Source organism: Pseudomonas sp. Marseille-QA0332 (genome assembly GCF_054950175.1).
The window spans coordinates 1,709,061-1,723,877 of record NZ_CM143106.1; the positions used below are offsets into that span (position 1 = coordinate 1,709,061).

Genomic DNA, 14,817 nt, shown 5'->3' on the forward strand with positions numbered 1-14,817 from the left:
CATCGTTCCTCAATGAATCCGGCTGCCGAGGGTGACGACTCCGTCAGCGCGCTCGCGCCCGAGCCAACTGGTCCATCCCAGGCGGCAAGCGTTCTGTTCGCCAATACGCAGTTCGCGAATCTCCTCGCGCTCGAGCACCAACCGCAGGTCATGGTCATGAGGGGCACGCAAGGTAAAGCGCACCAGCGCACACAGCGGCTGGTAACCCGCCCCGATCGGCAGGAACTCGTGGAAGCGCTCCCAGCTCAGTTGCCGTACATGGATACGGAACTTGCCGCCACGATCGCGTACGCGCTGGCCAAGCATGGCACTTTCGCCCAGGACCGTATTGGCGCGCCCGAGACGGTTGCGCTGCTCGTCGAGAATCGCGACACGCCGCTCCACGCACTGTTCGATCACCAGGTCCTCGTGCTTGAAGTAGTAACGCAGGACTGATTCGATGAGCGCAGCCGAATGCGCACGCAGGCTCAGCAAGCCCAGGTACGGCAGCAGACGTCGCCAGTTGAGTTCGCCAGCGCGGCGAATCGCCTCTCCGCCAAGACCGATCAGTGCGAACAGCTGTGCCGAGAACGTATCCAGCGCTCCGCTTTCGAAGCGGGCGTGATAACGGTACTTGCGCCAGATGGGCAGCATCAGCCGATGCAGGCGATGGTGAAACAGGTCGAGGAACTGTCGGGTCGGGTTATCGCCGTCGCCGATCGCCTGTTCACCGTAGAACACCGGCAGCGGCGAAGTGGCACCGACCAGGCCGCCCAGGTTCAGGCGCAATCGGGCACGCAGTTCGCCATGTTCGTGGAAGAACTCCACCCGATCGATATCGCTGCCTGGAAAGCCCAGGCTCGGGTTGGCTTCGAACTCGATCCGCTCGTAGAGCTCCTCGGACCGCAGCCAGGGGCTATCCTCGCGCAGGCGATCGAGCACCAGCAGCACCGCCTGGTACAGCGAGTATTCGCGAATCGAGTGAGTCAGCCCGCTCAAAGCAGCGGTTGCAGGCCCATGCGTGGCGTCCATTGATAAACTTCTCCTTGGGTGCTCTTCACTCTCAGCTCATGGAAGGAATTGAGGCTGGCGTAAAGGGCAAAGAACTCGTTGAGTACCGAGGCGAAGACGAACAGATCGCCCTCCCCCAGGTAGCCTTCGGGGTCGATGGTCAGTTCGGTGCGCAGACCTCGCAGCGGCAGGCCTTTGTGCAACCGATCGATAGGCTCGTGGCGTATCGCCTTGAGCCCACCGAGCAGCCGCTTGCTGACCTTCTCGGCATGCTGGTCGTAATAACGCGGCAAGTCGTAGGTCTCGAGAATCACCTTGAGCGCCTCGACGTTGGCCAACGAAAGGTAGTTGAGCGACATGTTGCTGATCAGTCGCCAGAGGAAGTCGCGACCGATCGGTGGGGCGAAGCTCGGCGTGGCAACGGTGATGTTGCGAAAGCGCAGGAATTCTGGCGTTTCTTCCGCAAGCAGGCAGATATCGCCCTCACGCAAGCGCAACGGCAGATTCTGGTTCGTGCAGGTCAGCTCTACCGATACTGTCTCGCTCGCCTGGGCCTGGCGAATACCGAAGCTCAGATAGGTATCCAGACCGTCGTGCAGGAGCGAGCTTCGCTGGCGAACACTGTAGTGAGGGCTGGCCTCAGGCACATCGAAGCTCGGGTCATGTTCGAACGATTCGAAGGGCACGTAATCCCGATAGCCCACCCCCCCGGGCAGCCAACCGGTCACGGCCTCCACCGCGAATACCCCACAGTTGTGCACGTCGTATTCGGCCGGCAACAGCAGGTACTCGTCCTGCTTGCCATCAAGGCAGATCGGCAGCGCATCGTGGCGGAACAGGTTGACGATCGGTGTGCAGTGCAGCTTGACGTTTTCCAGTTCGGGCCGCAGGCGCTGGATGCCGTTCTTGCGGATGTCGAAGCGTATGGCCAGGCCCCGTACCTGCTCCCTCAGCTCTGCCGGGAACGCGGACAGCACTTGCAGCCCCTGCAGCTCGACGAACAGGAATTTATCCTGGAACGAGAAGTATTCCTGCAGGACGCGATAGCCACGGAAGGTATTGAGCGGATACGGGATCAGCGCATGCTCTTCGCCGAAGCCTAACGGCAGCACCTGGTCCCCGGCTAGGCGATAACTGATATCCGGCTCGCCTTCGCGAGAAAAAGGCTTGCCATGAGCATCCAGTGGCACCAGTTCCACGCTGTGCAGGTTGCGCAACAGACACAGGTAGAGCATCTGGCTGATATAGCGCTCCCCAGCCAGGTGCAGGCGCAGCCGCTGGAGTTCCAGCTGTGCGAGAAAACCGTTGCAGCTGAGCTGGGTGCGTAATGTGAGCATCGCCCCATCACCTTTTACCGCATAATCGATACCAGCAAGCTCCAGGGCCTGCACCTCGGTGTCGTAGCAGGTACGAAAGCGACAGCGCACACCGTCGACCGGCCTGCTTTCCACCGGCGTTTCGCGTGGCACCCTTTGAGCAGGGCCGGCCTGCGGCAGCGGCTCGAACTGCAACATGCTGAACGATGGCAGGGCGCGCATGTAGTTGGGCCAAAGCAGGTGCATCAGCGAATGAGTAAGTTCCGGAAGCTCGTCGTCGAGCTTCTGACGCAAACGCCCTGTGAGGAAGGCGAAGCCTTCGAGCAGGCGCTCGACATCTGGATCGCGCCCATTCTGGCCGAGGAACGGCGCCAAGGCAGGGTTGCGCTCGGCAAAACGCCGACCCAGCCGGCGCAAGGCAGTGAGTTCGCTCTGGTAGTAATGATTAAAAGACACGTGCGCGGCACCTCGGGTGTCCGGTGACAGGATGCAGGCAAGCGAGGCCGTCGGTGGCAGTGACCAGGAACCGGCCTGGCAGCTCCGTTTCAGCGCATTCCATCGTCGCGCCCCCAGCGAACCGTGACATTGCCGCTGCCATCGAGCTGGGCAACGAACGAACTCTGGCGTTGGACGCCACCGGCCTCCAGCAACCCTTCGATGGCGAACGTCAGCTTCAGCGGATCGTTGGCCTGGGGAAGGGAAAACACCTCGACCCGCGACAGACGCGGTTCATAGGCCTGGATGAACCGCCCAATCGTCGTGCGTGCCTGGCTGAGCGCATCATGCAGGCTCAAGCGCATGTCGTTGAGATCCGGCAGGCCATAGTCGGGCAGCGTTTGCACGCTGCCCGCACGGGTGCCGAGCATTTTCTCGAGATGACTGGCCACCGAAGCCATCATGCTGGCCTCACGGTCATGCGCGCTGCGTGCGGTGGTTTGCCCACCCAGGCGCTCGAACAGAGTGCCGTACCCGTTTTCCGCGCGCATGCTCAGGCCTTGTCCAGCTTGCCGACCAGCGACAGGGTGAAGTCGGCACCCATGTACTTGAAGTGCGGGCGAACGTTGAGACTCACGCGATACCAGCCCGGCTCGCCCTCGACGTCGGTGACAGCGATGGTCGCAGCGCGCAGCGGACGGCGACCGCGTACTTCGGCGCTCGGGTTTTCCTGGTCGGCGACGTACTGGCGGATCCACTTGTTCAACTGGTCTTCAAGATCGGTGCGCTCTTTCCACGAGCCGAGCTGCTCGCGCTGCAGCACCTTCAGGTAATGGGCCAACCGGTTGACGATCATCATGTAAGGCAGCTGGGTGCCGAGCCTGTAGTTGAGCTCCGCGGCCTTGTCTTCTTCGCTGCCACCGAACAGCTTGGGCTTCTGGACCGAGTTGGCGGAAAAGAAGGCGGCGTTATCGCTGCCTTTGCGCATGGTGAGGGAAATGAAACCTTCCTCGGCCAGCTCGTACTCCCGACGATCCGACACCAGCACCTCGGTGGGAATCTTGGTCTCGATTTCACCCATGCTCTGGAAATGATGCAACGGCAAGTCCTCGACCGTGCCACCGCTTTGCGGGCCAACGATGTTTGGACACCAGCGGAACTTGGCGAAGCTGTCGGTCAGGCGCGTGGCGAAAGCATAGGCGGTGTTGCCCCACAGGTAGTGCTCATGACAATTGGCCACGTTTTCCTTGTAGGCAAAGGTCTTGACTGGGTTGTCTTCCGGATCGTAGGGGGTACGAAGCAGGAAGCGCGGCAGGGTCAGAGCCATGTAACGCGAATCTTCGGAACGACGGAAACTCTGCCACTTGGCGAACTGCGGGCCCTCGAAATGATCTCTGATGTCCTTGAGGTCCGGCAGGCCGGTGAAGGAATCCAGGCCGAAGAATTTCGGACCGGCGGCGGCGACGAAGGGTGCATGTGCCATGCACGAGACGCTGGAGACGTACTGCATCAGCTTGATGTCCGCGGCGCTTGGGGACATGTAGTAGTTGGCAATCACCGCACCGACCGGCTGGCCACCGAACTGGCCGTACTCGGCGGTATAGACATGCTTGTAAAGGCCGGCCTGTATGACATCCGGCGAGTCTTCGAAATCGTCGAGCAGGTCCTGCTTGGAAGCGTTGAGCAATTCGATCTTGACGTTCTCGCGAAAGTCGGTCCGGTCGACCAGCAGCTTCAAGCCGCGCCAGGCAGCTTCCAGCGACTGGAACCGTGGGTTGTGCAGGATCTCGTCCATCTGCAAGCTGAGCTTGGTGTCTATTTCGCAGATCATTCGATCGACCAGCGCCTTCTTTACCGGCTCCCCCTGGTTTTGCGGCTTGAGCAGTTCCTCGATGAAGGCTGATACGCCACGCTTGGCAATGCCATAGGCTTCGTCGTCCGGAGTAAGGCTGGTCTGGGCGATGATCTGGTCCAGGATGCCGAATGCGGCCAGGTCCTGGGTTTCGGGCTGTGCTGCGGTACTCATGGGTAAGCGTCCTCGAAAGTTCCGGATTCAAGCGTCCTGTTGGGGCTTGGCGTTCATGCCCAGCTCGGCAAGGACACGGTGGCGTGCCTCATCGTCAGCCAGGACGCCCTCGATGGCCTTGCGAAAAGCCGGAGCGTTGCCCAACGGCCCCTTCAACGCGACCAGTGCCTCCCTTAGCTCCATGAGTTTTCGCAGCTCGGGAATCTGCCCGACCAGGTTGGCTGGATTGAAGTCCTGCATCGCACCTACCTTGATCTTCAGTGCCAGCTCCTGGTCGGCAGCGTCCTCCTGCAGGCGGTTGGGGACCTGGATGGTCAGGTCGAGCCCCTGCTTGGCGAGTACGTCATCGAAGTTGTTCTTGTCGATGCTGATCGGCTTGCGATCCTCGATCTTGCGACTGTCCTCGCGCTGGGTGAAATCCCCGAGCACCACCAGCTTGAGTGGCAGCTCGACATCTTCCCGGCTATCGCCCAGAGCCGGCTTGAAAGTGACATTGATACGTTCCCTGGGTGCTACCGAGCCTTCTTTAGCCATCGGTGTTCTCCTGATCGGTTGAGGCCATCGGGCCTAGTCGAGTGCCACCTCGAGGTCGAGATGGCACAATCTGCGGTAAACCTCGTCCTTGCGCTCGCGCACCTCATGGTTCTGGGGCAGCGCCTCGCAGCAGCCGTGCAGCAGTTGCAACACGTTCAGCACCAGTTCGGGCTCCCAGGCATCCAGGCCCGAGTCGTGTAACTGGCGGTCGAGGAACTCGAGCTGGGTACGCGCCAGCTCATGCTTGCGAGCGTGGTGGCAGAGCTTTGCCAAGGTGAATTGCCAGAAGAAGCGCTCACGGCCGCCCCGGGCTTGTTGCATGGCCATCTTGAGTTGTCCGACCGCTGCCTTCAGGCCGTCCTTGGCCAGTACCGGCAGGCTGTCCTCCAAGGCTTGATCCCACGCGGTGAGGCTGTGCTGCGCCACGGTCTCGACATGCCGTGCAGCGGTTTCGGCCTGGACATGGGGCATCACGGTCGTGCCGATCCAGGCCTGGGTTTGCGGCCCGGCGAATGGCTGGCCATCGTGGAAGCGCAGCGTGGTGATTCCTGGCAGACGCTGCAGGAACAGAGCGAAAAGAATCTCCACCTCACGCATGGCCATGTCCGCACCAAGTGCCTGCAGGCATGCCCAGGCCAGGTGCTGACCATCGAACCAGAACGGAGACCGAGCCAGACTGGCCTCGAGGTCGACGAGCAGGTCAGCGTGCTTGCCAGCCTCGAAACGCTGGCGATACTCATTGAGCTTGTCTGGTGGCAAACCACGTAGTGCGGTGATCTGTTCGGCATTGCGGTCCGGCATGCCCTCGATCGGCAGCCATGCCAGGATCCGGTTAAGGCGCAAGGCGCGGACATCGCTGGCCTTCTGTCGCAACCACCAGATGGCCAGGGGGCGGCCAGCGTCCTGCACGACCCGCATGGCCCTGTGCGCGTCCTTCTCGCTGTCTATCGCTACGCCTGGCGCGAGCAGTTGCGTGGCCGCTTGCTTGACCTGGGCCACTACCGCGCCCACGCTGCCGCGCTCAGGCTGATATTCGCCGGCACGCTGGATCATCTGGGCCAAGCGCCGGTGCATGGGCAGGATCAAGGGCGCGTCATCGCCCAACTGGCTGGTGAGCACGCGATCCAGCCGCTCGAGATGATCAGCCATGGCCTGAAACAGTGGCAGCTGGTTCTTTACCGGTACGTCATCGACCAACGCCTGTTCCAGACGTGCGACCAGCCAGGCGAAGGCACCAAGACGCGTGCGCGGCTTGCGCGGATGCACCTGGTCCCAATGACGCTCACACAGATGACGCAGCATGCCGAGCCCGGCCAGCAGTCCGGCGAAGGACTCGCGCTCGAACAGCGCCCAGACCAGCCATATGCAGACGCGCAGATCCTTGGTCTGCGTGCGCAGCAGCAACTCGCATCCTTCAGCGACCTTGGCCCAGTCGGTCCGCCCGGTCGCATGCAGCGAGACGCTTTTGCCAAGTTCTTCTTCCAGCGCTTCGAATTCAGTGGAAAAGCGCACGTCTTCACCCGCATAGGCAGTTCCAGGAACGGCCACTTCCACGAGCTTCAAATAGCGCGAACATAAATTGCCTGAATAAGCCATCTGTAACTCTGATAAAAAATGGACGGCACCGCCCAGCGATCGACTTGCAAGACGCGCCCATGCCGCGCTTATCCAGACGAACCTGACAGCGAAACTAATAGTTCTTTCGATGCCTCCAAGCCTAAAGGGCCAAGCGAGGTAATTGCAAGCAAGCCGCCATCATGGCGCCGTACCACTTTTCGAGCCTGGCCGCTGCCATTTCGATATTCGACAAGCGCTGTAGCATCTAAAAAATCTGAGCTACAACTAGCTGATTTCAAAGAAATAATCAGGAATCCTCGGGTCAGGAATTCCCTGCCTGGCAAACATTCCAGACGCCCCGCACGCCCCTCTCTCCGACATCTCCAAGCACCGTCTTACAACAAATATAGAAATTTCCCACAGTAACTTTGCAAGTTTCTTTATGAGGCGTTCATTGTCGACGAGGCGGGTCAGCGCGTGCTCGCAAATATTTCCATAAATGGCAACTGCGCAAGAAGTTGCGCAGCAGTTTCCCTGAAACATCTCTGTTGCCTACTGCGTACCCTTGAGCAACAAAGCCCGCAAAGGGTTGCGCAGAAACTTGCACATCAGCGCGCAACGTGTTGCACGATTTTTTGCGGCTTTTAGAACAACAAGGGCCTTCATCTGCGACAGCAGAACTTTAACCTGTTGATTTGAAAGGTATTGCCAAATCATGGCACACAAGTTGATAGAAGCTTCACGCCGCATGGTCACACCTCGGCACTTTCACTCCGTCATTTCTCGCAAGGAGAGCTGTAATGCCAACACCCGCCTACCTGACCCTCCACGGTACCAAGCAAGGCCTGATCACCGCCGGGACCTTCACCGAAGATTCGGTCGGCAACATCTTTCAGGAAGGTCATGAAGACGAGATCCTGGTCCAGGCCTTCGATCATCAGGTGATCATTCCTCGCGATCCGCAGTCCGGCCAACCCACGGGCCAACGTGTACACAAGCCGCTGAAGATCACCAAGGTCTTCGACAAGTCCTCGCCCTTGATCTTCACTGCCCTGACCACCGGCGAGCGACTGACCGAATGCACGCTGAAGTGGTATCGCACCTCAGCCTCCGGCACTCAGCAGCACTACTACACGATCAAGCTGGAGGACGCGATCATCGTCGACGTGCAGTCCAACATGGCCAACTGCCAAGACCCGAACATGGCGCATTTCACCCATCTGGAAGACGTTTACTTCACCTACCGCAAGATCACTTGGACCCACGAGGTGTCTGGCACCTCTGGCTCCGATGACTGGCGTGCCCCAGTGGCTGCGTGAGCACGTCGGAGCACGACGGCGGCCCTCGGGCCGTCGTTGCCTGCGGCTCGGTTGGAAAGCTGACCACCCAGCTGACCCAGGCTCTGTACGAAAAGTCGCCGAGCGGCGATTCCGGCCGCTTGGCGGGCAAGCGGCCTTTCTCTCACAACTGATGCCTCTGGTGCGCCTCCCGCGTCTCACAGCACGCGATGGCGCGGCACCCTGCCCTCGAGCACCGCCGCCAGCTCGGCCGCCGCCGTGCGCGCCATCAACGCGCGCGCCTCGACGGTGGCCGAACCGATGTGCGGCAACGCCACCACTTGAGGCAGCGCCAGCAACGGCGAGTCCGCCGGCAGCGGTTCACGCTCGAACACATCCAGCCCGGCCGCTCGAATTCGCCCCTCGGTCAGCGCCTGCACCAGCGCCGCCTCATCGACCACCGCGCCACGGGCAATGTTGACGAACACTGCCTCGGGGCGCATGGCCGCGAATTGCTCGCGGCCGAACAGGTGATGCGTGGCCGGACTCAGCGGCACGCAAACGCAGGTGAAATCCGCCTCGCCCAGCAGTTGCGCCAGCGGCAGACGCCGCGCGCCGAACTCGGCTTCATACTCCGGCTTGGCGCTGTTGCCGCTGTACAGCACTTGCATGCCAAAGCCGAAGTGCCCGCGTCGGGCCACCGCCGCGCCGATGCGGCCGAGCCCGACGATGCCCAGGGTCTTGCCATGCACGTCGAGGCCGAAGCACGAGGCGTCGATGGCACTCGTCCAGCCGCCGTCGCGCACCACTTGCGCCAGCTCGCAGGCCCGCCTCGCGGCCATCATCAACAGCATGAAACCCGTGTCGGCGGTGGTTTCGGTCACCGCATCCGGCGTGTTGGTCAGAGCGATACCGCGTTGGCTAAGGTAGCCCAGGTCGTAGTTGTCGAAGCCGGCGGATACGCTGGCGATGACCTTGAGCCCAGGCGCCTGACCGAGCAGCTCGGGGCCCAGGGGCAAGGTGCTGCCAATCAGCCCGTCAGCCGTGGACAAGGCTGCGAGAAAGCGCTCGCGGTCGGCCATGGGCTGGTCGAAACGCTGGAAGTGGTAACGCCGGCCCAGATCGTCCAGTACCTCGGCACTGGCGATAGGACCAAAGGAAACGACACGTTGCATGGAACCTCCTCAGTCGATGCGCGATGGCGCGTGAGCCGCGTAAAGGCGGCGTGGTACGCCCCAGATGATCAGCACCACCGCCAGCAGGCTGACCGCCGTCAGCAGCCACAGGGCCGGGCTCGGCGAGCCGCCGACATCGCGCACCTTGCCCACCAGGTAAGGGCCGACGATGCCACCGAGCTGGCCGATGGAGTTGATCAGCGCGATGCCGGCCGCCGCGGCCAAGCCGGTCAGGTATTTGGGTGGCAATGTCCAGAAGATCGGCATCCAGGCGATGATCCCGGTCATGATCAGGCTCATGCCCAGCATCAACAGCCACAGTTGCCCGGTGAAGGCCGCGCACAGGGCATAGCCGATGCTGGTCATCGCCGCACAGCTCGCCATGTGCCAGCGACGCTCGCCGCGCAGGTCGGAGTTGCGCCCGATCAGCAGGTTGCCGAGCACTGCCACCAAGTACGGGATCATGCTCAGCAGGCCGATGTCCATGGCGTCCGCCACACCGGCATTGCGGATCAGCTGCGGCATCCAGAACAGCAGGCCGGTCAGCGCCATCACCAGGCACAGGTAGATCGCCGACAATGCGACCGAGGCCGGCTCGCGCAGGATCGCCTTGATCGAACCACCACCACTGGGCTTGGGCTCGGCGTCCAAGCGCTGGCGCAAGTAGCGCTTTTCTTCGCCGTCGAGCCAGCGGGCATCCTCGATCCGGTCGCTGACCAGCCACAGCACAAGCAGGCCGAGCAGTACCGATGGCAGGCCCTCGAGCAGGAACAGCCATTGCCATCCGGCCAGGCCATTGATGCCGTCGAAATGGCTGAGGATGAACCCCGCCAGCGGGCCGCCGACGATGCCACACAGGCAGATCGAACTCTTGAAATAGGCGTTGATGCGCGCACGACGGTCGCTGGGGTACCACTGGGTGAAGAAGTACAGCACCCCGGGCACGAAGCCGGCCTCCATGACTCCGATGAGAAAACGCAGCACGTAGAACCAGGTCTCGCTGGTGACGAACATCATGGCCGCCGAGGCCAGGCCCCAACTGATCATGATGCGGGCGATCCAGATGCGGGCGCCAATGCGGTGCAGCAACACGTTGCTCGGCACCTCGAACAGGAAGTAGCCGACGAAGAACAGGCTGGCGCCCAGGCCGTAGACGGCGTCGCTGAAACCCAGCGCGCTCTGCATCTGCAGCTTGGCGAAGCTGATGTTGACGCGGTCGAGGTAGGCGAACAGGAAACACACGATGAACAACGGCACGATGCGCCAGTTGATCTTGCGGAACAGGCGGTTATCCAACGATTCCCGCTCGACCAGGTCGGCGGGCACGGAACGACTGGACATGGCTGCAACCTCTTGTTGTTGTTCTTGGGCATTCGTGGAAAGCCCGCCGGGCAAGGCCGGACGGGCGTGCAGCGGTCTATCTGGATGCCTGGGGCGTCAGCTCAGGGCCTCGCGGCTGTGCTGGCCGTCGACCAGGCGTTGCAGGCCCAGCGGGTTGGCGTCCTTGAGCGCATCGGGCAGCAGCGCGTCCGGGAAGTCCTGATAGCAGACCGGGCGCAGGAAGCGGTCTATCGCCAGGGTGCCGACCGACGTGCCACGGGCATCGGAGGTGGCCGGGTACGGCCCGCCGTGCACCATCGCGTCGCATACCTCGACGCCGGTCGGGTAACCATTGACCAGCAGGCGCCCGGCCTTGCGCTGGAGTACCGGCACCAGCGCGGCGAAGCGCTGGAAGTCCTCTGGTTCGGCGATCAGCGTGGCGCTCAGTTGTCCATGCAAGGCTTCCAGCGCGCGGCGCAGCTCGGCTTCGTCGGCCACTTCGACGATCACGGTGGTGGGGCCGAAGACTTCTTCCTGAAGCACTGCGTCGCCATCGAGCAGCAGGCTCACATCAGCCTGGAACAGCTGCGCCTGGGCCTGGTCGCCGACCTGTTCGGCCCCGGCCAGGTGACGCACGCCCGGGTGCTGGTGCAAGCGCTGCACGCCACTGGCGTAGCTGCGCAAGGTACCGGCATTGAGCATGGTCTGGCCGGCCTGGTCGGTTAGCTGCGCGCGCAAGGCCGCGACGAAGGCGCCGAACGCTTCGCCGGCGATGCCGATGACCAGGCCAGGGTTGGTGCAGAACTGTCCGCAACCCAACATCACCGAGCCGGCCAGCTCACGGGCCACTTGCTCGCCCCGGGCTCGCAATGCGCCTGGTAACACCAGCACCGGATTGATGCTGCTCATTTCAGCGAATACCGGGATCGGCTGCGGGCGCGCCGCGGCCAGGTCGCACAGCGCGCGGCCGCCCTTGAGCGAACCGGTGAAGCCCACGGCCTGGATTGCCGGGTGGCGGACCAGCGCTTCGCCGACGCCGGCGCCGTAGATCATGTTGAACACACCGGCGGGCATGCCGCTGGCCTTGGCCGCGCGCTCGATGGCCTCGGCCACCTGCTCGGCAGTGGCCATGTGACCACTGTGCGCTTTTACCACCACCGGGCAACCGGCGGCCAAGGCGGCGGCGGTATCACCACCAGCAGTGGAAAACGCCAGCGGGAAGTTGCTGGCGCCGAACACCGCTACCGGGCCGATGCCGGTACGGTACTGGCGCAGGTCCGGACGAGGCTGCGGTTGACGGCTTGGCTGCGCGCGGTCGATGCGCGCGCCCAGGTAGTCGCCACGGCGCAGTACCTGGGCGAACAGGCGCATCTGGTTGCTGGTACGGCCACGCTCACCCTGGATCCGCGCGGCAGGCAGCGCGGTCTCGCGGCACACGGTGGCAACGAAGCTATCGTCCAGCGCATCCAGCTGCTCGGCAATGGCCTCGAGGAACGCTGCGCGGCGCTCCGGCGCCAGGCCGTTGTACTCGGCGAACGCGGCGTCGGCAGCCGCGGCCGCGGCCGCCACCTCCTGCGGGGTGGCCTGAGCGAACGTCACGGGCAGCGGCTGCCCGGTAAACGCGTCGAGGCTCTGCAGGCGCTCGTTGCCGATAGCGCTGCGCTGGCCGCCAATGAAGTTGCTTCCAGACATGATGGACTCCTGTGACAAGAAAGAAGACTCAGAGGCTTTTCACGAGGCCAGGGCGGACTCGCTTGGGCGCAGCGGCGATGCCGTTGCGTAGCGGCTGGCCAAAGGCCTCGAGGCTGACCTCGAAGGTGTCGCCCGGCCGCGCCTGGATGCCATCGGCAAACGACAGCGTGGCGGTGCCGAAGTAATGCACATGGATATCGCCAGGGCGCAGGAACTGGTCGTACTTGAAATGATGGAACTCGAGATTCTCGAAGCTGTGGCACATGTTCTGCTCGCCGCTGAGGAACGGCTTGCTCCACAGTTCCCGACCATCGCGCAGGATGCGGCTGGTGCCTTCCAGGTGGGTCGGCAGCGCGCCCAGGCGCAGTTCCGGGCCGAAACTGCAGGCCCGCAGCTTGGAATGGGCCAGGTACAGGTAGTTGCGCCGCTCCATGACATGGTCGGAAAACTCGTTGCCCAGCGCGTAGCCGAGGCGGTATGGCGTCCCTTGCGCATCGATCAGGTACAGCCCGACCAGCTCCGGTTCTTCGCCGGCGTCCTCGGCGAAGGCCGGCAGCGGCAGGTCGGCGCCGGGGCGCACGACTATGCCGCCGTCACCCTTGTAGAACCACTCCGGCTGCGCGCCCTCTTCGCCCGCGGGCGGTCGACCGCCTTCCAGGCCCCACTGGAACATGCGCATGCTGTCGGTCACGGTGCCCTCAGCCTGCTGCTGGTGCATCTTGTCGCGCGTGGCGGCGCTGCCCAGGTGGGTCAGGCCGGTTCCGGTGACCAGGCAGTGCGCCGGGTCCGGATGGTCCAGCGGAGGCAGGACGCGGCCTTCGGCCAGCAGGGTCAGGTAGTCGTGGCCCTGGCCCAGCCCGGCAGCCAGCACTTCGCTGGCCAGGTCACGGCCAGCGGCGATGGCCTGCAGGGCCAGTTCGCGGGTGCTGCTGGCATCACGCACTTCCAGGGCGCGCTCGCCCTCCACCACACCTACGCGGCGCTCGCCGGTGGCGGTTTCGAATTGGATCAATCGCATGCTTGTGCTCGCTTTTCGGTTGCAAGGATTAGCGGGGGGTTTCGGCCACCCGTGTGGGGGCCAGGCAGTGGCGGCGCTCCAGGCGGTTGTAGACCACACCGGTGAGCAACAGCCCGAACAGCATCACCAACGCCAGGAAATACAGGCCCGACGACAGCTGCCCGGTATATTCCTTGAGCGCACCGATGCCGAACGGGCCGAGGTAGCCGCCGAGGTTGCCGATCGAGTTGATCAAGGCGATGCCGGCAGCCGCGCTGGCGCCGGAGAAGAACCGGCCTGGCAGGGTCCAGAAGATCGCCGTGCAGGAGAACAGCGCGAACGCCACCAGGCACAGCGCCGCCAGCTGCATCGCCGGCATGCTCAGCCAGGCGCTGAGGAACAGGCCAAGGGCACCCAGTGCATAGAGCAGACCCAGGTGACCATAGCGGTCATTCAGGCGATCGGAACTGCGTGGGACGATCAGCAGGCCGATGATGCCGAACAGGTACGGCACCGCCGAGACGAACCCGGTGACCAGGTCGCTGCCGCCAAACTGGTGGATCAGCGTCGGCAACCACAGCCCCAGGCCATAGATGCTCAAGGTGACCGGCAGGTAGAACAGGGCCAGCAGCAATACCCGGACATCCTTCAGGGCATGCAGGGGATTGCCGTGGCGGGTCTGGCCGAACTCGCGCAAGTCGTTGGCCAGTTGCTCCTGCAGCCAGCTGCGTTGCTCGTCGCTGAGCCAGCGCACCTTGGCCGGGCCATCCGGTAGCAGGCGCAGGGTCGGCCAGGCCAGCAGCATCGCCGGGGTGCCGATGCAGATGAACAGCCATTGCCAGCCATGCAGGCCATGGCTGCCATCGAGCCCAAGCAGCGCGCCCGAGAGCGGCCCGGTGACCAGCATCGCCAGCGGCTGCGACAGGATGAAGAAACCGAGGATCTTGCCGCGATGACGTACCGGGTACCACTGGGTGATGTAGTACAGCACGCCGGGGAAGAAACCTGCCTCGGCCACCCCTAGCAGAAAGCGCATCACATAGAAGCCGTTGGGCCCGGTGACCAATGCCATGCCGACGGTGATTGCGCCCCAGGTCAGCAGGATACGGGCGAACCAGCGACGCGCGCCGAAGCGGTCGAGCAACAGGTTGCTCGGCACCTCGAAGAGGAAATAGCCAATGAAGAACAGCCCGGCGCCAAGGCCATAGGCTGCATCACCCAGACCGATATCGGCCCCCATGTGCAGCTTGGCAAAGCCCACCGCCGAACGATCGACATAGGCCACCAGGTAAAGCAGAACCAGAAAAGGGATGAGTTTCAGCGTGATCAGGCGGACGAGCCGCTGCTCCTGAATCATGGCGATGTCTCCAATTGTTCTTGTAATGGGTACAGCGCTTGGCCGGGGCTTTCTTGGCAGACCTCTGACCGGGCCAAATCGATCTTATAGTATTACTATTTAATACGACAAGCCTTCACACAGATCAATTTAGGCGCTAGA

12 protein-coding genes are annotated in these 14,817 nt (G+C 62.9%); 1 reads left to right on the forward strand and 11 read right to left on the reverse strand.

Annotated elements, in window-relative coordinates; translation table 11 throughout:
- Positions 1–9: 9 nt before the first annotated feature.
- The 6 genes from tssG to tssA all read right to left on the reverse strand — a co-directional run bounded on the left by tssG (position 10) and on the right by tssA (position 6,897).
- On the reverse strand, positions 10–1,011 hold the full coding sequence (tssG, locus tag ACY8GK_RS08005; protein ID WP_462402783.1) for a type VI secretion system baseplate subunit TssG: 1,002 nt from the start codon (positions 1,009–1,011) through the stop codon (positions 10–12).
- Positions 975–2,762 carry a type VI secretion system baseplate subunit TssF gene (gene tssF / locus ACY8GK_RS08010; protein WP_196180546.1) on the reverse strand — a complete coding sequence of 596 codons (1,788 nt, stop codon included), beginning with the start codon at positions 2,760–2,762 and terminating at the stop codon, positions 975–977. The genes tssG and tssF overlap by 37 nt, the downstream gene beginning before the upstream one ends.
- 89 nt (positions 2,763–2,851) lie before the next feature.
- A complete protein-coding gene (tssE, locus tag ACY8GK_RS08015; RefSeq protein WP_196180545.1) occupies positions 2,852–3,292 on the reverse strand; it encodes a type VI secretion system baseplate subunit TssE in 441 nt (146 codons plus the stop codon).
- Between the two features lie 2 nt (positions 3,293–3,294).
- Positions 3,295–4,767 carry a type VI secretion system contractile sheath large subunit gene (gene tssC / locus ACY8GK_RS08020; RefSeq protein WP_196180544.1) on the reverse strand — a complete coding sequence of 491 codons (1,473 nt, stop codon included), beginning with the start codon at positions 4,765–4,767 and terminating at the stop codon, positions 3,295–3,297.
- Positions 4,768–4,794: 27 nt separating this feature from the next.
- Positions 4,795–5,301, reverse strand: a complete 507-nt coding sequence (gene tssB, locus ACY8GK_RS08025; RefSeq protein ID WP_196180536.1) for a type VI secretion system contractile sheath small subunit — start codon at positions 5,299–5,301, stop codon at positions 4,795–4,797.
- A 33-nt stretch (positions 5,302–5,334) separates the two neighbouring features.
- Entirely contained in the window at positions 5,335–6,897 is a 1,563-nt protein-coding gene (gene tssA, locus ACY8GK_RS08030) for a type VI secretion system protein TssA (RefSeq protein WP_196180533.1), read from the reverse strand.
- A gap of 761 nt (positions 6,898–7,658) precedes the next feature.
- Here tssA and ACY8GK_RS08035 point away from each other — a divergent pair.
- Positions 7,659–8,177, forward strand: a complete 519-nt coding sequence (locus tag ACY8GK_RS08035; protein WP_196180526.1) for an Hcp family type VI secretion system effector — start codon at positions 7,659–7,661, stop codon at positions 8,175–8,177.
- Positions 8,178–8,353: 176 nt separating this feature from the next.
- Here the strand turns inward: ACY8GK_RS08035 and ACY8GK_RS08040 are convergent, their stop codons facing one another.
- The 5 genes from ACY8GK_RS08040 to ACY8GK_RS08060 form a co-directional block, all read right to left on the reverse strand.
- A complete protein-coding gene (locus tag ACY8GK_RS08040; RefSeq protein WP_196180525.1) occupies positions 8,354–9,310 on the reverse strand; it encodes a 2-hydroxyacid dehydrogenase in 957 nt (318 codons plus the stop codon).
- A 9-nt stretch (positions 9,311–9,319) separates the two neighbouring features.
- Positions 9,320–10,651: an MFS transporter gene (locus ACY8GK_RS08045; protein WP_462402784.1), complete on the reverse strand. Its 1,332-nt coding sequence runs from the start codon at positions 10,649–10,651 to the stop codon at positions 9,320–9,322.
- A gap of 96 nt (positions 10,652–10,747) precedes the next feature.
- Positions 10,748–12,322 carry an aldehyde dehydrogenase (NADP(+)) gene (locus tag ACY8GK_RS08050; RefSeq protein WP_462402785.1) on the reverse strand — a complete coding sequence of 525 codons (1,575 nt, stop codon included), beginning with the start codon at positions 12,320–12,322 and terminating at the stop codon, positions 10,748–10,750.
- A 28-nt stretch (positions 12,323–12,350) separates the two neighbouring features.
- On the reverse strand, positions 12,351–13,340 hold the full coding sequence (gene araD1 / locus ACY8GK_RS08055) for an AraD1 family protein (protein WP_196180522.1): 990 nt from the start codon (positions 13,338–13,340) through the stop codon (positions 12,351–12,353).
- A 28-nt stretch (positions 13,341–13,368) separates the two neighbouring features.
- Positions 13,369–14,676: an MFS transporter gene (locus ACY8GK_RS08060; RefSeq protein WP_462402786.1), complete on the reverse strand. Its 1,308-nt coding sequence runs from the start codon at positions 14,674–14,676 to the stop codon at positions 13,369–13,371.
- Positions 14,677–14,817 lie beyond the last annotated feature (141 nt).